The organism is Tenacibaculum sp. XPcli2-G (genome assembly GCF_024124505.1).
GTDB classification, from domain to species: Bacteria; Bacteroidota; Bacteroidia; order Flavobacteriales; family Flavobacteriaceae; genus Polaribacter; species Polaribacter mesophilus.
This window is the reverse complement of the sequence record NZ_JAMXSH010000004.1, coordinates 131,560-155,528: the sequence shown is the minus strand read 5'-3', so window position 1 is coordinate 155,528 and position 23,969 is coordinate 131,560. Positions and strand designations below refer to the sequence as shown.

Genomic DNA, 23,969 nt, shown 5'->3' with positions numbered 1-23,969 from the left:
ACCTCGTATTATGAGTCTTTATAATTTAACAACCACTTTTAGAGATCAGGCAGCTGCTAATAATGGAAATATCACTATTAATGCTGCTACTTTTTCTGCTTCTCAATTAACACCTCCAGAAAACTTAGATGAGTTATTGTCTAAAGGATATCAGTTAGCTGAAGGAACTTTTTTATTGATAGATACGTCAGAAACATCTATTCCAGATCCAGCAGGGAATACATTGACCATAAGTAATGCTAAAGCAAACATTTTAAATGTAGAAAAAACTAATACAGATGTTATTTTAAAGGTTGTTGTTGATGAGAAAGGAGAAGCTCAGTTTACTATACAAATCGCATTAAGTGATTGGACTTTTAAGACTAGTTGGGAATATATGACAGGAGGTGTTTTTGATGGGTTACCTTATACTTCACCATCTTTTATGTTTAGTACAGAACAAAAGGATAATTTTAAATGGCAAAATTCAGACATCCCTTTAGTTGAAGGGCAGAATTTCTCTGCTATGATAACTCTTACAGATTGGTTAGCTGATGTTGTTGATTTTTTAACATCATGGTCGGTAAGTACAAAACTTCCTTTAACAGGGATGTTAGATCCATCAAAAGTAGATAATAAGGAGTATTTATATCCAGATATGAATCTTATTGTACCTATAAATGCTACTCCTGTATCTCTTTTGTTTTTAGAAGTAAGTAACCCTGCTGTAGGTTTCAAGATAGAATCTGTAGAGGATGTTTTAGAAGAAGATTCAGAATCAACAACAGAAATAAGTCAAACACCTTCTTTATTTTTTCAATTACAGTTGCATCTTGGGACAGATATTCAAATGGATTTCACTACTTCAGTTGCTCCAAAATCATCAGCTTTTGATATTGCAATATCGTCAGATCCTCAAAAACCACTTACGCCATTAAATATGTTCTCATTAATGGCTGGTAATAATTGGTTTAGTAATATTCCTCCAACATTGCAACAGTATTTAAATAGTATTGCATTCAAAGGGTTTACAACTTCCTTAAACTTTACTAATGGGGTACAAATAAATAGTGTTTCAGCACAAGTGGGGTCAGTTGGTACATGGAACCTCTTTGATAATTTTTCGGTTGAAGAGTTTGATGTAAATTGGTGGATATTAGGACCAGGAACAATCAATGCTCAGAGTATTTTTTTCACATCAAGAGTAAATTTTTTTCCAACCATATTCAAAGGAGGTTTTGATGTAGAAATTACTTCTGATCTTACTTTATCAGCAGCTTTTGATGGAACCGTTTCAATTAATGATTTATTAGCAGCCATAACAGGCGGTTTTATAAAAATACCAGAAAGTTTGGTAAGTGTAGTATTTACAGGGTTTGGTATTGATATGGATATCAATAGTAAATACTATGCATTTTTTGCATCAGGAGATATTGAAATGAACCTTATTACCAATATATCATTAACTGATGCAGCATTACAACTTACCTCTACTTCTCCAGTAACAGGAACAGGTTCAAATGTATATACAGCTGCTATTAGTGGTCTTTTCTCTATAGGAGATTTAAGATTACAATCAGCAGTAAATTATAATTCTTCAACAGAAGATGGAGGGTGGGATTTAAGTATAAACATGCCTGCAGGTGACAAGTTAAACTTAGGACAATTGATGGACGGTTTGTTTAAAAAAGTGGGCTTTGAGTTGCCTACTAGTTTTTTACCAGCAGATTTGTCAATTACTAGTTTTGATTTAACCGCAGATATTCCAAATGGAGCAGAAAAAGGCTCTTATGAAGTTAAAACGAGTGTGGAGTGGAAGTTTACTTTCCCTATTATTAATCAGAAAATTGATATTGCAGCGGCGTTAGCCTTAAAATATGATGAAACCAAAGCAGCAGGAAAGCAATATTCTGGCGGTGTAATGGGAAGTGTTTTACTTGAATACTTTAATGCTGAAGTTAAAATTGGTTATAATTTTGATGGTGATGACCAATTATTAATGATTGAATGGGAAGGATTTATAGCGAAATATAATGTTGCAGGAGAAAGTAGAACGATCATTTTTGAGATTAAAAATTGGAGTGTAGGATCGTTACTTACCTCATTTATGAAAATGCTATTCGATCCTAACTTTGAATTAGATGCTCCTTGGGATATTCTCAATAAAATAAGTTTAGATGGATTTAAGGTTACTTATAATTTAGATACTAAGGAGGTAGTAGTAGATTATAAATTACCAAAAAGTCTTGATTTAATATTCATAACAATCAATGGTATTAAGCTAACAAAAAATGCACAAGGTGTTCAAATAGCATTTGATGGTAGTTCAGTAGTACCAGCTGTTAACGACAGTAATGTCTTTAATAAAGAAAAAGGACAAGATGTAAAAAATATGCCAGAGGTTCCTGGACAAGGAACGCAATATTTTGAGCTACGTTTATTAGCTATGGGGCAACATGTTGAGCTAAATAATGCAGCTCAATACCAATCAATAAAAGAAGTTACAGATGCTATGGAAAAAGCATTTGAAACTCCAGAAAAAGGCAAAGTACCTATTGGTCCTGGTTCAGGAAACTCGTTACTTTCATTTAATGAAAACTCCAATTGGTTAATAGGTACCGATTTTGGAATCCTTAATGTTGGTACCAAAGAAAAACCAGTTTGGACATTAGAAATGCAAGCCGTATTCAATGACCCTAACTTATATGGTTTACGAATTGCCATGGCAGGTGATAAAGCTAAAATTTTTGCAGGCTTAGATTTTGAGATTATGTATAAAAAAATCTCAGATGGAGTAGGAGTATACCAAATAGCACTTACACTACCAGACGCCTTGAGATATTTGCAGTTCGGAGCAGTTAATATTACACTTCCTTCTATTGCATTAGCCATTTATACTAATGGTGATTTTATGGTAGATATAGGATTTCCGTATAAACTTGACTTTTCAAGATCTTTTACCTTACAGGCTATTGTACCACCAGGAATTCCAGCAATGGGATCAGGAGGTTTTTACTTCGGAAAACTGAGCAGTGCTACTACCAAAAAAGTACCACAAACTAATTATGGTAATTTTAATCCAGTAATTGTTTTTGGAATAGGTTTACAGGTAGGTGTTGGTTATAGTATTAATTACGGAGTATTAAAAGCTGGATTTAGCATTACAATTTTTGGTATTTTAGAAGGGGTAATTGCTACATATCATCCATATCAAGGAACTCTTCAAGAGAATAATAAGACAGAAGTCGAAACTTCTTATTACTATTGGTTACAAGGAACTCTTGGGTTAATTGGTAAATTATATGGTTCTTTAGATTTTGGAATTATTTCGGCATCTGTAAATATAACAGTAAAAGTATATGCACAAGCAACTTTAGAAGCTTATAACAAAATGCCTCTGGCTATTGTAGCTTCAGTAGATGTACAAGTTTCAGCAAAAATAAATTTAGGATTATTCTCTATTAAAATTAACTTTAGCTTCAAGGCAGAAATACGAACAGATCTTACCATTGGTACAGATCAAACAAGTATGGCTCCATGGAACAGACAACTTTCAGATTCTGTTGATGACAGAGCTTTGGTATATGCAGCAAAATCAAGCCAATTATCGGAGTTACCGATCAAAGACATGCATTACAGCTCTAAATTAATGGTAAGTACAGAAGAGAAGTCACCTACACTAAATATCTATTTTATTCCACATTTAACTGTTGCTGGATCAGAAAATGGGGATTTAAAGAGTCAAACAGCTCAGTATGTCACTTCACTTTGGATTGATGCTCCTGATGCAGAAAACCCAGATAGTACAGTTACTTCATCGTTTGAATATTTAAGTCAAGACTTTTTTAGATGGTTAATACAAAACTATGCAGATGAAACAGCTACAGAAAGTACGAGAGCTACGGCAGACGAATTAGCAGTTTCTGCGGCCGATTTACAGTTATTACTAGCTCTGTTGTCAAATGAAGATACGCCATTACCAATTCCTACAAATAAACTATTATCATTCCTTGAAGATACATTTGAAGCAGTGAACATTCAAAACGTTACAGAAAGTTCAAAACCTGAAACAGCAGCCGTATTCCCAATGTTTTTCGATTTAGAATTATCTGTTCCAGATGCAGGAGTTGATGTTGATTTTAGCACATATAATATGGCAACAGATGCGTATTTATCTGAAGTTAAAAAGTGGTTTAATGAATTAGCTGTAAAAGTATCTGAAGAAAACACGAACGCAGCCCTGAAAAAAAGCACCTCAGTAGAACATTCTTTATCAACATTTGTATTTGAAGACTACTTTGTACTTATAGGAAAACAACTTATAGGGTACGCAGAAGATGCATTAAAAAATTACACATATCCATTATCTAAAGGTAACAGTCTAAATGCCATGGCAAACTGGGCTAATAGTATAAGCACTTCTGATGGAACAACCAATGCTGTTGAGGTAAGTAACCTTTCTAAGGCCAATCAATCTCATCCTTTACATGGTGGAATTGATATTCAAATTACTGGAGTAATGTACACTATTCTTGATGGTGACAATTTTGTTTCTATCGGAGCTAAATACGCCCTAGAAACAGCATTACTGATTACACAAAATGCAGCTATCCCAGGATTATTACAGGTTCAAGAAATTATGTATGATGCCAAGACTTATACGGTAAAAGCAACTGATACTATTAACGAGGTAGCTACAGGATTGCAAACTACCGTAGCAGATTTAGCGAATGATTCAAGCTTTCAGAAAAATACACTTTTAACTACGGAAGCAAACTTGATTATTGCTGCTGCAAATTATACAGCAAAAAGTGAAGATACCTTTACTAATATAGCTAGTACTATATTTAATAATATTTCAGTTTCAGACTTATTACTACAAAACCAATCTGTTCCAGGACTATTTATATCAGGTAATTCATTTGTTTATGATAATATTACTTATGAAATTGTACCTGGAGATACTTTAACAGGTATAGCAAAAAAACTAAGTACTCCTGATAATACAGTAACAGTAAATAATCTTGCTGATGATGCAGAAGTTCAATCATTGCAAGTACAACCATTAGGGGTATTATTAATTCAACCTTTCGTTCATACAACTGCTACTTTTAGTAATCCAGATGATGCAGAAACCTTAGGTAAAATAGCTCAAAAGTATAACACAACCTCTGAGGTTTTAGGAACAAGTTATCATAACCAACAAATCAATAATTTATTTTATGATTCTGATAATTACAGTACAGCAAACATACCAGAATTAAGATGCTTAGATGTACAAAGTATATTAGATTATTTCAAAGCAAAACAATCATATACACAGTTATCAGGTATGGTGTCGAGATATCAACTTCATGGAATGAGGTTGCCAACTACCTTACCAGGTTTAACACTCAATGCAAACTCTCCATGTACAGGTGATGATTGTGCATTATATAGATTAACAGGACAACAATTTGAAATACCAAGTGACGTTAAAGAAGGGTTTACGATTAATTTAATCAACACTACATTAAATTGGTTGCAATTTAACGGAGAAGTTCCTTCAGGAGATCCTAAAAAAGCGACACTACCAATACAGTTAACCCCAGAAGACATATCACAAATAGCTACTGTGGTTACTTATGCTCAACAAACAGGTATTGAGCCAGATATTTTAAACCTGGCAGCTATGAAGCCTTATAGTTTAATTCCTGTTCAATATACATTTCAAACAGTTACGCAATGGAGTACCTCAGGAGAGGTAAACCTTCCTTATGGTAGTTTAGGAGGACAAACTGAAATATCTCCACTAATTTGGAATTTTCCATCAGGTCTTTTACAACAGATAGCCATACCTAAAAGAGCTGGCTCAGCTATGGATATTCAAATAGGAACGTATAATGCCACAACTGGAGCAATGGATTATAAAAACTCTGAGTATTATGGATGGTCTACACTTTTAGAAATAGACATTAAAAAGCAGGCTGACGATACTGCTCCGGGTACAAGTGCATTTACTTATGAGTTAATAGGAGCGAATGAATCAGGAACACAGGTTTTAGAAAGATTATTAAGAGTTTTAGACCCTAATTCTTCTTCTAATAATCAAGGAGTAATTGAGGATATACAGTGGTTGTATGAAGGAAGTGATGGATTACTTTCTGTTGGAAATCTAAATATGAAAACATTTATAGTTCAATCTAATTTATCAACAGAAACAAATCCAGTACAATTAAAATCATTACAAAAAAGTCTTGAAATAGAAGAAGCTGAAAAGCCTAATGGAGTTTTAAATTCATTATACGATTTTGTAAAACTGTTATGGGAGTGTAGTATTACAAGATCTGGAGGATACTATTTATTATACAACGAAATTGAAGGAAATACTGGTTTCCCTGATACTATTTTTGATAGTTCAGGAAATGGAACAATATCATTATTGGTTACTTATAGCAATTCATATAATAATATTCTTAAAGATTTTATGAACTGTGCTATAACGGGAGACAAAATTGATACATCGTCTTCTATCGTTTATGCAGAATCTAAAGCCCAAAAAGATTTAAGCTATACAACGACTTCAGCAAATGAAACGCTACAAAGCATTTCATATCAATACAATATATTAATTAGCGAGCTCGCTAACCTTAATGAAACAGATGTGAAACTTAATACCTCAGCAAAACCAATTGTATTGGACGGATTGCAATATGAGGTTGGTCTTTCATCAGATACACCGTCTAATAACTTAACAGCCATAGCAGAATATTTTAATGTAAATCCAGATGATGTTAAGAGCCTTAATCCAAGTATTGACAATTGGGATAGTTTACCTGTGTGGCAATTGGTAGAAATACCTACAGTTACTTATAAAATAACAACAGGAGAAGGTACACCAGGTAATACGATGCAGAGCATTGCTAATTATTATTTTATTGATGTTGATACATTATCTTTTATAATTAAAGATGCAGCTGTTTTTAATGTCAATACAACATTTGCTATAGTTGATCAGGTAGTTCATAAAGTATCATCAATACAACAAGGTACAGCAGGTTTTGAGTTAAGTAGAACAAATCCGGGAACTCCTCCAGATAATCCAAGTGATGCTGGATATGCAGAAACCTATTTGAATAACTTATACAATTTATTAAGCTACCAAGTAGTTGCTAACAGATATTTTAACAAAAGTATTGTAGGCTTACCTTCAGGTCCATCGAATGATAAAGATCAAAACGAGGAGAATACTAATTCACTTTGGACTTATAATCAAGTAATTCCTATAGCACAGTATGCGGTTGATAACCCTAATAATTCTTACCCGGTAGGATTCCCTCAAAAAGAAGACAATCCATATAGAGGTATAGGTAACACATTACAAATACATTTTGATTGGGTTGATTATTACGGTAATGAAACGGTAACACCGTTTAGTAATCCAGAGTTGAATACAAAATCACCTCTTAATAATCCACCAGTGCAAGTAGGATACCTTGATGAATTAAAAGGGTTCTCGCAATGGCCAAGTTTGTTTATCACTTATGATGTAACCTTAGAAAATGATACAGACCGAGAATTGTTATTAAATTTCTCTTTTGATGTTACACGATACCTAAATACAGATGGTAAACCTTGCGTATCTGACCCTAATAATCCAGATGCACCAGAGTATCAAAAAAATGCATTACACGATTTAGCTGTATATACCAACATATACTATCAAATTAATCAATTTAATCCTTATGTAGAAGATCAAAATACGGTTACACTTTCATTAAGCACTTCATTGCTACCAGGAATTGAAACTGATGTAGACTTAGCACCAATCAATAATTTTGTAAAAGAAATTTACGCTTATTTATATGCTATTGCTTACTGTCAATCGGTTCCTACAGCTCCAACAATGAGTTCAATAAAACAACCAGTTGCAATAGAAAACTTGGAAACAGCTTCTATTTTTGAGTTAACAGTAGCATTACGTATGGAAAGAGATCTTTCTTTTGTTAACAACGATTTTAAAGATAGTTCATCGGTTACTTCAACCAATACAGTTGTTCAGCCAAATACTTATGTTCCTAATCTTGAACAAGAAAATAGTACAGGTGAGAAAGTTCAAAATCATTCATTAACAAAATTTGCGGTCAATTTTGAAAAAACATTCTATCAAGAAAATGAATACGTACTTAAAATAGCTACAGGTATAGATAAAGAGTTGGTTGGAAGTCAGAAAAATGAAGCTATTTACATTGTAAGAATGGGACTAAAACCAGGCAATGGTATTTATTGGAATGTTGAGCCAGCAGGTTCTTATGAACTTACAAACGATTCAATTTCTAAACTATCAAATCTAGGAGTTCCTAGTTCTGTAGTAGATAAGATTACTCCGTTAGTAGGAACTATATATATGAGTAAAGCTAGTTTTGATGAAGCGTTACAAGGAGTTCTTACCCAAGAAGAGTTTACCACATATAAGATACAGATCTATACTTATAGTTTATTAAATGCATCTTTTTATGCGCCTTTACCAATTTCCACTAGCTTAGTATCTAAAAAGGATGTTCCAATATGTTCTTATGTAACAGGTAAAGGGCTAGATTGTGAAAAAGGTACAGTAAAGAACTTTACGGATGTAGATATGGATATTTGGGGAAAACAATGTTTAGATGCAATTGACCTTTTCTTAAGTTCAGAATATGCAGTGCCAGCATTTTTGGTAGACGAATTAAAATCTGAAGAAGAAAAAGAGTTTTTAAAATCTTTAAATAGTGATGCTACATCTTACCTTGAAGCCATAACCAAAGCTAAATCATTACTGGCAGAAACTATTTCAACTAAGGTAGAGCCAATTCTTACAGCACCAGAAGTAAATGAAACAAGAAAATTAAATGCTCAAGAAAAGTTTAAACAACAACTACTTATTCAGTTAGGAAATACTTATTCTGTTAATGCAGTGGTACAAATGGAAGTTACTGCCGAATCAGGAATAGCAAGAGAAGGTCAAAATCAGATAGCTCCTCGTTTGTACGGTACACCAAGTATTATTAATAATACAGAAGGAGATAGTAAACTGTATTCAATTTCTAATGCCAAAATACAGTTAGATTACGAAGATGGAGAAAAAACATCTGATATATCTTTTATCTTTTCTACTAAAAACACAAAAGAGTTTACGACAGTGCCTCTAGGAATGGATTATCAAATTACTCATGTTGAATTTGATATTACAGATGTGCCAGATGTAAAAGGATATCAAGCATCAAAATGGTTAACATTTATAGTGCCTGTTAATTTAGCTGAAACAGTAGAACCTGATTTTGATAAATCTCCATTACAGCAGTCTTTAGGTACTGTAGATATTCCTATAGTTCTTCGTAATTATCCAAAACCACCAACGTTAACAACTCAAGAAGGTAAAGCAGTGTCAGTAGTAGGTGATACAACGAAAGAAGTTCTAGAGAAAGCTTCAGAATGGAATTTCACGTACACTTATTCTGAAGATCAAGCAGCACAAGACCAAATTTATTCTGATGTTAGGTTTAATACTTTTGATAGTCAGTATAATAACCTACAAGCTAAACGTAGTAGTACACGAAATTTATTCAACGATATGGCTCAAATGGTAAATGTATGGTCATCAGTATTAAATGATATGACTAAATATTTAACCCTAATATCTCCTACATCTGATGAGACTGATCCAAATCTTGACAAAGCATTTTATGCAATGCAAGCTATGGTGCAGTTAACTAATAATTTATCATTAGCTTGGGATGAACATAATAAAAAAGCAATGCTTTATAAAGCTTCTCAAGTGGGGGATACAGAAACTACAAGTGCTTATAATTTTATCATACAACAAAAAGAAGATCCACATTTTACTACTACTTGTGATTGCCAAGGAGGTGAAGAGTGTAAGCGTTTGGTATTAAGTATAGTGCTTCCTCAAGATATGTCTGAAATAGACAAGCAGTTGTTTATGAATGAATTTAAGCTGGCGGAGATTCCTAGTGCTCCATTAATTAACATAAATAATTATACAAGAGTACAAGCAACGGATGAATCTGGAGCACCAATTGAAAATTCGTATTGGTACGTAAAAGACCCTAAAGCCAAGGTAAAGGAGTATTTAGGATATCCTTGTTCTTTTGAAATACCAAATAGAACAGTTGAGGTAAACGGACTAAATGTATTACAGTTCCAAAATACATGGGCAGGAATTGCAGTAATTAGAAATGAAGGATTGGTGGAAGACAACCCTACAAATCCTAAGTTTATTTACAGAACTCCTTTAATTAGATTTTCTAATAAACTAATACCGTTGTTAAGTAATAATACTAAAATTAATATAGCTAAAATCTTAGATGAGAATGGAAGCAGTATGTCTTTGTCAGAACATTTGGCAACATTCTTTAAAACATTCTTTACGTACGATCAATTACATCAACAAACAATTAAGGTAACAAGTTATTGGAATTACTATTTACAAGAAACAGCTAAAAGTGATTTACCACCAGTTCAATTACCAGTGTTATTATACACACCTTTTTCTTTTAAAATTCCAGAAGACTATACAATACCGACTGAGGGATGTTCAGAAGAAATTACTTTTGATACACCTTTTGTATGTCAGTTAGCAAAAGCACTAGAAAAATGGTATGAAGATAAAAAACCAACAACAACAGAAGCCTATTTTTCATTTGACTTGTCAGTATTCTCTGAAGTAACCGAAGCTCAGTTACCACTAATACAATTATCAAATTTAGTACTACCTTACGAGTACATAAAAAACTTATAAGAAAAGTATTTTAAAAAGATGTAGATAAAAGAAAAGCGGACTTTCGTCCGCTTTTAAAATTTAACAAAGCTCTTGTTTGCAATCATAAAAACAAGCACTAAACTCTTCTTTAGTCTGAAAGTTTTGAGATTTACAATAATCAAAGCACACTCTACATGTTGGTAATGCACCACCTAGAACAAGTTTTTGTTCTTTTTTTGTTAATGTCAATCCTAAGGTTGAAATGTGTTGTAACATAATTAGTTGTTTTAAATTTCTTAAAAATAGGATATTAGTACTCTTTAAACTTTTTAAAAACCGTAAAATAAGTAAGGCTTTCCCTTTTTTATATTTATATAAAAAAGGGCTAAAATTTAGTATTAATATAATTTATAATTAGTTAATAAACCTTAGTTATATGGAAGGTTGGAATATTAACATTTAGGTAATCAAAACTTAATTTTGCTATGGTTAATCTGTGTTTTCTCTAAAGTAGTTTTGTCGGTTATAAAAGATGAAATTGTTTGGTATGAGGTTGTTTTTTTTCTTTTTTTTAATTGTTACTACAAGTCTTAGTCAATCGTTAAAATTTAAAACATTAACTACAAAAGATGGACTCTCCAATAACTCAGTAAATGATATTATAAGTGATGTTAAAGGACGACTATGGATTGCCACTTGGGATGGACTTAATCGTTATGATGGTAAAGATTTTAAAGTTTTTAAACATATAAATAACGACTCAACTTCTCTTGCAGGAAATGTAATTTATAGTCTGCAAATAGATGGATTTAAAACAATTTGGTGTTTAACAGATAATAATACCGTAAGTAGATTCGTAAATCAATCAGCCTTCCAAAACTTTTATTTTTCTGAAACGCCTGTAAACCTAAAGCTATCAAAGAAAAATAACCTTGTAGTAGAAACTAAAAGCGGACAATATTTAGAGTTTGATGGAATGAGTTTCCTGAAGGTAAACGAAACACAAGTAAAAACAAACAAACAACTAATTAATGATCAATTATTACTTAACAAGTTTCCTGAAGTAATTATTAATGAATCTTATCAAGACAGAAAAGGAAATATATGGTATGCAACAAGAAAAAGTGGGCTTTATGTAATAAGAAATAATCAGGTAGATATTCACGAAACAAAAATAGAGCACTATACCTACGATTTATATAACCCTTACAGTTTTACAGGAAATGAAATTGAAAAAATTTATGAAGACAGCTTTGGTAACATCTGGTTAGGTCATAAAGATGGAGGATTAAGTATGGCTTACGTTGGGTCTGAACATATAAACACTATTGCTCCCCATCCTGTAGAATATAGGCATTTGCCTAATGAAACTGTAAGAGCTATAACAATGGACAACGATAATAATCTTTGGTTAGGTTATTATACCAAAGGATTATATAACTATAGTAAATCAGACAAATGTTTTATTAAAAAACGATTAGAGAAAGCAAAAGAAAATAAAGATTGGGAAAGAATACGTAGTTTATATACAGCTACAGACGGTTCTATTTGGGTTGGTACTTATGCAGGACTAATTCACATAAATAAAACAAAAGTGTCTTATTACGCAGCAAAAGAGAATCCTTTACTACCAGCAAATAGGATTTATGCAATGACAGAAACTAATGATGGTAGAATTTGGTTTGCTTGTTGGGGAGGAATTGCAGTGTTCAACACAAAAAAAAATAAGTTTGAAAATGTTGAAGGAAGCGAGTTTTTAAAAGCATATCATATTCGAGACGTTTTTGTTAATGGTGAAGAACTGGCTTTAGCAACAGAAAATAATGGAATGATCCTATTTAATAGGAATAATGGAGAAAAACATCACCTTACTACAGAAAATGGTTTAACAGGTAATAGTGCATATAGTATTGATAAAGATGAAGAAACAGGGTTGTATTGGATAGCAACTTTGGGGGGAGTAACAGTTTTTGATCGTAAAAAAGGAGTAGTAAAAACTATTTCAGAGAAAGAAAACTTACCAAGCCATATGGTTTACAGTGTAATTCTTAAAGGAAAACACATATGGGTGAGTACAACTAAAGGTCTTGCTTCAATAAATAGAAAAAACTATAAAGTAAATGTCTTACATCCAGAAGAAGGATGGCAAGCTCCAGAGTTTTCAGAAGGAGCTTATTATAAAGATAACAAGGGGGTGTTGTATTTTGGTGGTATTAATGGAGTTAATTACTTCGCTCCTGAATTAATAGAGTTTAATAAGAATCTCCCTCAATTAGTTGTAGAAATAGATGGGGTAGAAAATAATAATAGTGTAGTAGAAAAAACATTTTCAGAAAATAATATCAGCCTAGGTATAACTCCTGTATCCTACCGAAAAAATCATGAAAATTTAATTTTATATAAGTTGAAAGGCTTTGATAAAGATTGGAGAGTGTATAGAACAACCCCTATTTTATATAAGAAAATACCACCTGGAGAATATGTTTTAGAAGTGAAAAATAGTTTAAGTGCTTCTAAAACAAATATATTTTCTATAAAAATAGTAATAGCCCCACCCTTTTATAAAACCTCTTGGTTTGCATGGAGTTTAGCATCAGGAGGGGTAATTATACTCATTTTAGGTTTAGGGTATAAAGTTCGTAAAGATAAAATTTACCAAGAAAAACTTAAACAAAAAATTAATGAACGAACAGCTATAATTAATAAGCAGAAGAAAGACTTAATAAAAGCTAATGTAAAGCTCGAAGATCAAAACCGAAAAATTATCAAACAAAAAGAAGAAGTACTGGCTTTACATCACAAATTAAAAAACGAAGATTTTGAAATAGATAAATTTAAAACGTTTGTATTGGCAGAGTTTAAAAAGCCATTAATGCAAATGCTACAATATAGTCAGCAAAATAACATTCCAAATGAAATACAAACAAAATTAGTTAGTCAAGCGAAAACCATGATAGATGTATTAACGGAGTGGGATTTTTTAGAACAAGTAAACCGAATAAACACTACAGAAAAATCGGTAATAAAAATCAATACATTCTTACATCATTTAACCCAAAATTTAGAACGAAAATTACTACAATCAGGAATAAATCTTAGCTATCAAACCCAAGTAGAAGACAAGTGGATAACTATTGATTTACTTCGTTTTAAACTTTTTTATAAATATATTTTCAATGACTTTATAAAGTATAGTAATCAAGGTAGTAACATACAAATAACCTATATCGAAAAAGAAAACAAACTAATACTAAAAGTAAATTCTGATAGTGGTATTTTAGTTAATAATATAAAAAGTTTACAACGCTATAGTCCTTATTTTAAAGCAGCGAAAGATTTACTATTAGAATTAAATGGAAAGTTGGATATAAATAATTCTGAAGAAGGAATTATTTCAATAAAAGTAGAAGTACCCTTTCACAAAGCAACCTCAGAAAAAGCCTCAATGATACAGTGGAATCATATAGGGATGATAAATGAGCTCCCACAAGGCAAGCACAAAGTGTTGGTATTGACTAGTGAAATGAACTATGGGATATTACAATCATTATTGGGAGAAGAAACTTATCATTTAATATTTGAAAACAATGTAGATAAATTATTTTCAGCACTTTCAAGTCTCAATGTAGATACTATAGTATTTTATGATGTAAAACTTACAAATAAAGTAGTGCAGTTCTTAGAAAACCGTAAAGAAAATATAAAACTATCTAACTGTCCTATATTATACCTATCAGAAGAAATTGGATACTTTCAAATGGAAGAAATTACTAAATTAGGAATAGATGTTACCATTCAACTTCCAGTAAGTAAAACTTTTTTACAAGCAAAGCTAACCAACTTACTAAGTAGTAGAAAAAAACTGTTTGAAACAAAAAATCACATCGGTTGGATTGAGAATCATAAAGACGAGCAATTACTATCACCAAACGAAAAGCTAGTAAAAAAGGCACTTACTTATATGCATGAATGCTTGCACGATCATACTTTTAATATTGAAAGTCTTCAAGAAAAATTAGAAATATCTAAAGTAAAATGCTACCGTGTTTTTAAAGAAATACTCAAACAATCTCCTTCAGAAGTGTTAATTAACCTAAGACTTCAAAAAGCACAACACCTATTAGGTCAAAATGTATTAAACATTTCAGAAATTAGTTTTGAGTGCGGTTTTGCCAATCCAAAATATTTTAGCAGGCAATTTAAAAAGCATTTTAATATGAGTCCTAAAGCTTACAAAGAACAAAAAGTAGTAGCATAAAAGTTAGCTTCAGATTAGGCTAATGTTAGCAGAAGGTTACTGAAACAAAAGTGTAAGAATTAAGGTGTTTTTATGAGGCTTTTTGAAATATAAGTACTCCTTTTTGAAACCATTTGACCCTCTTTAAAAAGCATCTTGAAATAGATTCGTCTCAGAATCAAAACCTAAATTATCAAATGAAAAAACACTATTTATTTATATTGTTATTATGTTTCGGGGTAGTCTCCGGAACGGTAGCACAAACTATTTTAAAAGGTACCGTTGTGTCTAAAACAGACGGAGAACCCATTCCCGGAGCAACTGTTCTTATTAAAGAGCAAAGTAAGAATGGAGCAGCTACCGATTTTGATGGTAAGTTTACGCTAAGTGTAAATAAAGATCAAGGAACCTTAGTAGTTTCTTTTATAGGGTTTCAAACACTAGAACTTCCTTTTTCGGGAAGCCAAGAGTTTTCAATAGCACTTAATGAAGAGTCGAGCGTTTTAGATGAGGTAGTACTAATTGGTTATGGTAGTGCAAAAAAAGGAGATCTTACTTCAGCAATTTCAACAGTAGAAAACATAGAATCTATGTCTAGTAGGCCAGTATCTACGTTAAATGATTTTTTACAAGGAAGTGTATCTGGTGTAACTGTTTTACAACAAGGAGGAGATCCATCTGAAGACGGTAAAGTAGTAATTAGAGGGTACGGTTCTTTTGCGAATGAAGAACCTCTTACAGTTGTAGATGGTGTACCGTATTACGGGCCAGCAATTAATCCTAATGACATCGCATCGGTATCTATTTTAAAAGATGCAGCAGCTGCTGCAATATACGGAGCACAAGCAGCTTCTGGTGTTATTGTAATTGAAACTAAAAAAGGGAAAAAAGGAAAACCAAGAATTAGTTTTGACTTTTATAGCGGTGTGCAATCAGCAGCTAAATTACCTACGCCTTTAAATGCAAAGCAACAAGCAGATGTATACAATATGGCGGCAGATAATGCAGGTGCTCCAAGACAGTCTGCTCACGATGCAGAACAAAATCCATGGGGTCAAGTAACACGTACTAACTGGATGGATGCTATTTTTAGATCAGGAGCTATGTACAATACCAATATGAATATAAGTGGTGCTACTGATAAGATGAATTATATGACCTCTTTTGGTTATCATAAAAAAGAAGGATTATTACTAAATACCTATTCAGAACGTTTTTCTTTTAGAGTAAAAACAGACATACACCTTACAGATAATATTACTATAGGTGAAAATGTGTATTATTCAAGAAGTGAAGCAGTAGGTACAAACTCAACAAGTTCTTACTCAGGTAGTATTGTAAATGCATTATACATGCCGTCATCAGCACCAATACGTGATGCAAACGGAAATTTTAGTGGAGTAGTACCAGAAAATTTATCAAATTATGCAGGAGCTTACGGAGACGTATATAATCCTGTAGCCTTGTTGTTACGTCCAGATATTAGTAATCCTGTTAATTACTTAAACGCTAACGTATACCTTAACTACGACATTACGGACGAATTAAAGTTTAAAACGAGTTATAGCTATAGTACTACGGATACGAAATATAAAAAGTTTTCTCCAAAAATTCCTGAGTTAGGAAGAACGAATTTAAACAATTATTTATATCAGAGTTACTCAGATACTAAGCGTTGGGTATGGGATAATCAATTAAGCTATAAAAAGAGTTTTGGAAATCATAATTTAGATCTTACCGCTGTTTACTCGTCACAGTTTACCGATTACGAATACTATTTCCAGCAAGGAGAAGGATTTAGTAGTGAAGAACCTTTCAATCAATTCATGTCTAATGCATCAGTAATTAGAACTCCAGAGACAGATGTGTACGAGGATGCTTTAACTTCTGCAATAGGAAGGGTGCTATATAACTATAAAGGTAAGTATTTCTTATCAGGAAGTATTCGTAGAGATGAAACCTCACGTTTAGCTAAAGAAAATCAGGCAGATTATTTTCCATCAGCTTCAGCAGCATGGAAAATATCAGGAGAAGATTTCTTTAATATTGAAACTATTAATAATTTAAAAGTAAGAGCATCTTGGGGACAAATAGGAAATATAAACTCTGTAGGGTATTACTCTTTTGATGTTCCTTTAAACACCACAAATGTTATTTTAGGAGCAGATGGTTCTTTAGACGATAAAGGTACGTATGTAGGAAGACAATCAAACCCTAACCTTAAATGGGAAATTTCAGAATCTTTAGACTTTGGAATTGATATGAATTTATTCAACAGCCGACTTTCTATTGTTGCCGATTATTTTGAGAAAACCACAAAAGGAATGATTATTCCTGGACTAGAAGATATTCACCAAGGAACGTCGGCTGCTGATGTAAATGGAGGAGAAGTTAAAAACACAGGATATGAATTTGCAGTTTCGTATAAAGATTATGTAGGAGACTTAAATTATAGTATTAGTGCAAACGCTAGTTTTCTTGATAATGAATTAAAGAACCTTAATGGGTATAACAGTAGTGGAATTGATTATATAGCGCACTCAGATAATGTTAGAAGCACATTATACCCATACAGATCTGTAGTAGGAAAAGAATTATACTCAACTTACTTAGTGCCTTACTTAGGAATTTTCCAATCACAAGAAGAAATCAATGCACATAGTAAAGATGGGCAATTAATACAGCCCAACGCAGTACCGGGAGATTTTAAGTTTCAAGACACTAACAACGATGGTAAAATAGATAATAACGACCGTGTTTTTATGGATAGTTATTTATCAGAAGTAACCTATAACTTAGGATTAAATTTAGATTATAAAGGATTTGATTTAAATATGAACTTCCAAGGAGTAGGAGGTGTTAAAGTATTTAATGCATATAAGTTTACAGCTTTCAATGCTTCTCAACAAGGATATAATTTAGATAATGGTGTATTAAACGCTTGGACTCCTGAAAATACAAACACAAATATTCCAAGATTATCAACACAAGATAATAATCAAACTTATGGAACTACATCTAGTTGGTATTTAGAAGACGCTTCTTACTTACGACTTAAAAACGTAACTCTTGGGTATACTGTACCAACAAGTAAAATGAGTTCTGTATTAAGTCAATCATCATTAAGAGTTTATGTTTCAGGAGAAAATTTATTTACAATCACAAATTATAGTGGAATGGATCCTGAAGTAGGAGGTAAAGGATTAGATGTAGGTAGATATCCTTCAGCAAGAACTATCTCTGTAGGAATATCATTGTCATTATAAAAAATAAAAACAAGAAGATGAAAAATACATATATAAAACTAATTGCATACATCGTAAGTATTCAAGTAGGATTTGTTTCCTGTTCAGATGACTTTACAAATCTAGATCCATTAGGAAGTACTTCATATGAAAACTTTTGGAAAACAGAACAAGATGCTTTGGAAGCAGTAAACAGTTTATATTATTATATGAAAGATGATGATATGTTTGGAAGAGGATTCTTTTGGTACATTAATGCATCAGATGATATGGTAACAGGGCGACTAAATGCTACAGCAGATAATGTGAAAAATTTTAATATAACTGGAGATGAAGGATATACCTCTTGGATGTACCCTCAAAGTTATAAGATAATAAGGAGAGCGAACGATGTTATTTTAAACGTTCCACTAATGAATATTAGTCAGTCAACTAAAAATCGTTTGTTAGGCGAAGCTTACTTTATGAGGGGGTTTCATTATTTCTGGTTAGCACATACCTATGGAGATAATGATAAAAATGGAGGTATCCCTATTGTTACCGAAGATAATATGAACAATGAAGCAGGAAGTTATAAACGACCACAAAGCGTCATAGAAAATTATGAATTTGTTGTTGAAGACCTAAAAAAAGCGGCAAACTTATTGCCTCTTTTTACAGAAATGGGAGAAGGTGATTACGGACGCGCACATAAAGATGCAGCCTTAGCATATATTGCAAAAACCTATTTGTATTGGGCACAATACGACAGTTCTAAATATGCTGATGTGGTAACCTATTGTGATGCAGTAACAAATTCAGGATCGGGTAGAGCACTTATTGATACAGATAACCCTAAAAAAGATTTCAGATTGTTACACAGTCATCTTAATAACTGGACGAGTGAATATATTTGGTCTGCTAATTCAGGTGTTGAAGGCGGAAGTATTTTACCAGGTGTAATGTTAGAAAATAAAGGCTGGGGGCAATATAACGGTTGGGGATATTATACACCAACAGAAAGCTTGTATAACGAATTTGAACCTAACGATGCAAGAAGAGAAGTAACCATCTTAAAATTTGGAGACGAGTTTGAATTTTTTGGAGAAACAAAAAGATACCAATCAGAAAACTCACTATCAGGGTTTCAGTTCAACAAATACATGTATGAGTATACATTTGAAAATCCAGTAGGAACGTATATAAATTCCAACGGTAACTCACCAACAACACTATATAATACTCCAATACTGCGTTATGCAGAGATTTTATTAATGAAGTCGGAAGCATTAATACAACAAGGAGGAAACGGAGATGCTGATTTAAACAGCGTAAGAGAAAGAGCAGGATTAGCTCCAGTTACCAATGCTACATTAGAAGATATAAAGCACGAAAGACGAGTTGAGTTTGCTGGTGAGTTTGCTAACAGACACTACGATTTAGTACGTTGGGGAGATGCTGCTGAAGTATATAGTAAACCTTTATATGGTAGAATTCACACAGATAGATCAAACCCAGATTCAGACTACACTGTTGAACAAGTGTGGCAAGCAAGAAATTTCGACCCTAGTTATATGCATGTATGGCCAATTCCTAATGAAGCAATTATTTCTTCAGGAATTAAGCAAAACATAGGATGGTAATTTTAGTCATTTTTTTAGTTTAATTTAAGTTTAACGAAAAGATGTCGTTGAGGCGGCATCTTTTTTATAAATGCATAAAATGAAATTTATTCAAAAGATATTTTTATACCTAATACTAGGGGTAGGAGCTATACAAGCACAAACCTCAAACCCTACTTATAAAGTACATTCTCACAACGATTATAAACAATCTGTTCCTTTTTGGAAAGCCTATGCAGCGGGAGTTCATTCTTTAGAAATAGATGTAATATTCAAAGATAATACCCTATTTGTAGCACACGAAACAGCTGAGATTATCAGCAAACACACTATAGAGTCGCTTTATTTAGATCCTTTAAGAACTGCTTTAAAGAATGATCTTCAACTTACACACAAAATACAGTTGTTAATAGATGTAAAATCAGAACCTTACAGTACGTTAAATCATTTAGTAAAAATATTAAAGAAGTATCCTGATTTAACTAAAAATGAAAATATACAGTTTGTTATTTCAGGTGGAAAACCACAGGTCAAAGATTATGTAGACTATCCGGATTATATACAATTCGACCATCAAAAATTAACTAAGATTTTAAACCAAGAAGCTTGGAATAAGGTTGGGTTAATTAGTGTTGATTATAAAAACTATTCTGTATGGAATGGAAAAGGAAGAATGGTTGCAGATGATCTTAAAAGAGTAAAAAAAGTAATTGAAACAGCACACAATTTAAACAAGCCTTTTCGTTTTTGGGGAGCACCAGATTCAGAGTCAGCTTGGAAAGTTTTTACAGATTTAAAAGTTGATTTTATAAATACCGATCAACCTTTTGAAGCTACTAAATACCTAAAAAGCTTATCAAAAAGAGTGAGCTTCAATAAAGAAAAATCAGAAGTTTACAAACCTACATTCGCCTACGATCAAAAAAACAAAAAAGTAGAAAATATCATCTTATTAATTGGTGATGGAAATGGAGTATCTCAAATTTCAGCAGCAGCTTTAGCAAATGGTGGAGATTTAACATTAACTCAATTAAGAAGTGTTGGGTTTTTAAAAACACAATCTTCAGACGATTTTACAACAGATTCTGCTGCAGGAGGTACAGCTATAGCAACAGGAACCAAAACATACAATAGAGCAATTGGTGTAGGACCAGATGGCAAACCAGTAAAAAACATCAGTGAGTTATTAGTAGAACACAATTATAATATTGGCTTAATTACTACTGATGAAATTACAGGAGCAACACCTTCGGCTTTTTATGCACATCAAAAAGATAGATCGCATATGCAACAAATAGCTACAGATCTTGAAAAAAGTGAGATTTCATTGTTTATAGGTGGTGGAGAAAAACACTTCTTAAATAAACAAACGATGCCCTTCAGTATTAAAAATACTATTGAAGAAATTGCTAACGATGAAGAAAAAGTAGGAGTTTTTACAGCAGAAGGAGGCATGCCAGGAATCAAGCAAGGAAGAGGTAATTTTTTAGCAAAAGCAACTCAACGTAGTTTGTCTTTTTTAAAGTCGAAAAAAGAACCATTTTTATTAATGGTAGAAGGAGCTCAAATAGATAGTTATGGACATTTTAACGATACCCATGGAATTATAGCAGAAGGAATTGATTTTGACAAGGCGGTAACTGAAGCGATAAAATTTGCAGATGCTAATAAAAATACCTTAGTAATTGTTACAGCAGATCATGAAACTTCAGGGTTTTCTATTCCACAAGGAAATGTAGAAAACCATATGATTGAAGGAGACTTTACAACTCACGATCATACAGGAGCAATGGTGCCTTTGTTTGCATACGGTCCACAATCAGATAAACTACAAGGGGTTTATGAAAATAGCGATCTTTTAGGGAAGGTTCTAGAAATCTTAAAGGTAAAAACTAATGAATAGATCAAGATTTTTTTTCGGTTTATTAGTGTTTATGGTGCAAGTAGCTTTAGGGCAATCGCCTAAAATTTCAGGAAGAGTTTATCATGATAAGAATCAAAATGGAATTTATGACAAAGGAGATAAAGTCCTTAAAGGGATACTTGTAAGCAATGGAAAAGATGTTGTAGTAACAAATACTAAAGGGATTTATAAAATAAAGACTTTAGAGAATAATCCACTATTTATTATCAAACCAAAGGGGTACGTTTCACCACGTACCCCACAAAATAATTTGAAGTTTTACTATCTATTTCAAGAGTTAACCAATAAAAAATCATTTGATTTTCCGTTATATATTAATAAGGAAAAAGACAAGGTGAAAATAGCGTTGTTAGGAGATCCTCAATCAGATGTAATTGATGATATTCATCATGTTAATAAGTTAGTAACAGAAGAATTAGTAAAAAACAAACCAGACTTAATAATTCCATTAGGAGATCTTTCGTTTGATAATCTTAACATATTTAAACCTCTATCAGAATCATTAGGGTTGGTTGGAGTACCTGTGTTTTATGTAATAGGGAATCACGATTTAAACTTTGGAGAACAAGAACTTTCTAATAGAGACAAAACTTACGAAGCTTCGTTTGGACCTTCGTACTATGCTTTTGAATACGGAAACAACCTGTTTTTGGTGCTCAACAACAATTTCCCAATAAATAATCGTGAGTATATAGGTAAGTTTGATGAAGATCAATTAACATTTGTGTCTCACATTACTAAGAAGTTTGCAACCAAGTATAACTCGATAAAAGTTTTTACGCATATCCCTTTGGAGTATACAAGTAATAAGGAAGAATTCATATCATTAATGAATCCTTTTGACAAAGTATTGATTGCTGCGGGGCATACACATACACAATACCATAGCTACTTTCAAAGAAATCAGAAACCAGCAGTTCATCAGTTAGTAGGAGGAGCGGTTTGTGGTGCTTGGTGGCAAGGAGCGCACGATATTCATGGAGTTCCATTTGCGATGATGTATGATGGTACCCCAAAAGGATATTGGTTCTTAGAAACAGAAGATAAGGATTATCACCTTAGTTATAAGGTTTCTGGAGCACCTATAGAAAAGCAAATGCATATTTGGGTTCCAGAGAACAAAGAATGGGATACAGAAATGAACATTTTAAATGAACCTTATGTATATGCGAATGTGTTTGCAGGAGGAGAATCTACAAAAGTTGAGCTTTCTTTTGATGGTACAACATGGCAATCTATGGAGTATTATCAAGGAGTAGCACCAGAGTTAAAAAGATTTTATTTACTTCAAGAATTAGGAAGGTATAAAGGACAAAAACTATCTAAAATGCCCAAACCAACTACAAAAAGTAAACACCTATGGAGGCTTAAAATATCTGAAAACCTTTCAAAAGGAATGCATTTAATAAGAGTTAGAGTGAAAGACGACTTATTAAAATTACAAGCAGAAGACGTAAGAGTTTTTTACAAGCAATAACAAAAGGAGGGGAGTTTCTTGATAACGGTCATTTCGAAGGAGGTTACGACTGAGAAATCTTTTTCTTGGTTTCAGTCACCTCGAAGATAGCTTACGAAGTAAGTTAAGAGGTCTTAAAGTTATGAGATTACGTCACTTTCCGCTTTAATTGTGCTCAGTGTTTGTTCGTAATAACGTTTTAAATGTCAGTTCGAGTGATTTTGTGTAACCAAGTGAAACAAAATAGTATCGAGAACCTTGTTACTACCAAATACTTCTCGATACAAAATTCCTTTTTATTATGTTTTATGAATTTCACTCGAAGTGACAGTTAGATGTAATTTTTGGCTTGCTTCCTGAGGACGTTTTATTATCGTCATTGCGAGGAGGTATGACGAAGCAATCTTTTTTTTGTTTCCCGTCATTTCGAGCGATAGCGAGAAATCTTAAAGTTATGAGTAACTCCTAATTCATGAGATTACATCACTTTCCACTTCGATCATAGTTTATCTTGAGCGATAGTCGAAAGACTCAGTGTCCGTTCGTAATGACGTTTTATTATTGTCATTGTAAAGTAAAGAAGGCTTATGAGTAAAAACCGACCTATTTTTATTTTGCTAGAATTCAAGGTTATGGAGTATAAGAGAATCCAAAGAGTTTATGGTCTGGATTCGAATACGGAATACAACGTAGAATTCAAAAAAGGAAAAATAAGTCTTGATTTTTTGTTTCGTTTTGTATCAAGACAAAATAAAAGTGTATGTTTGTGATTAGCTCACATTAAATGGA

7 protein-coding genes are annotated in these 23,969 nt (G+C 32.6%); 6 read left to right on the top strand and 1 reads right to left on the bottom strand.

Going from position 1 to position 23,969, the window contains the following annotated elements; genetic code table 11:
- Positions 1-10 precede the first annotated feature (10 nt).
- Positions 11-10,756 carry a LysM peptidoglycan-binding domain-containing protein gene (locus tag NH341_RS11615; RefSeq protein WP_253056975.1) on the top strand — a complete coding sequence of 3,582 codons (10,746 nt, stop codon included), beginning with the start codon at positions 11-13 and terminating at the stop codon, positions 10,754-10,756.
- A 60-nt stretch (positions 10,757-10,816) separates the two neighbouring features.
- On the opposite strand, the gene NH341_RS11610 is transcribed toward NH341_RS11615, so the two are convergent.
- Positions 10,817-10,993 (bottom strand): hypothetical protein, encoded by a 177-nt coding sequence (locus NH341_RS11610; protein ID WP_159432126.1) that lies wholly within the window; start codon positions 10,991-10,993, stop codon positions 10,817-10,819.
- A 271-nt stretch (positions 10,994-11,264) separates the two neighbouring features.
- Here NH341_RS11610 and NH341_RS11605 point away from each other — a divergent pair, with 271 nt between their 5' ends.
- The 5 genes from NH341_RS11605 to NH341_RS11585 all read left to right on the top strand — a co-directional run bounded on the left by NH341_RS11605 (position 11,265) and on the right by NH341_RS11585 (position 23,201).
- The gene (locus NH341_RS11605) at positions 11,265-14,975 is read left to right on the top strand and encodes a two-component regulator propeller domain-containing protein (protein ID WP_253056973.1); all 3,711 of its coding nucleotides are present in this window, start codon (positions 11,265-11,267) and stop codon (positions 14,973-14,975) included.
- 176 nt (positions 14,976-15,151) lie between these two features.
- Positions 15,152-18,220, top strand: a complete 3,069-nt coding sequence (locus tag NH341_RS11600) for a TonB-dependent receptor (protein WP_253056971.1) — start codon at positions 15,152-15,154, stop codon at positions 18,218-18,220.
- Positions 18,221-18,237: 17 nt separating this feature from the next.
- Positions 18,238-19,821, top strand: coding sequence for a RagB/SusD family nutrient uptake outer membrane protein (locus tag NH341_RS11595; protein WP_159615946.1), 1,584 nt, complete (start codon positions 18,238-18,240; stop codon positions 19,819-19,821).
- 79 nt (positions 19,822-19,900) lie between these two features.
- Entirely contained in the window at positions 19,901-21,703 is a 1,803-nt protein-coding gene (locus NH341_RS11590; RefSeq protein ID WP_159615944.1) for an alkaline phosphatase, read from the top strand.
- Positions 21,696-23,201: a calcineurin-like phosphoesterase family protein gene (locus NH341_RS11585; RefSeq protein WP_159615942.1), complete on the top strand. Its 1,506-nt coding sequence runs from the start codon at positions 21,696-21,698 to the stop codon at positions 23,199-23,201. The genes NH341_RS11590 and NH341_RS11585 overlap by 8 nt, the downstream gene beginning before the upstream one ends.
- The last annotated feature ends 768 nt before the right edge of the window (positions 23,202-23,969 follow it).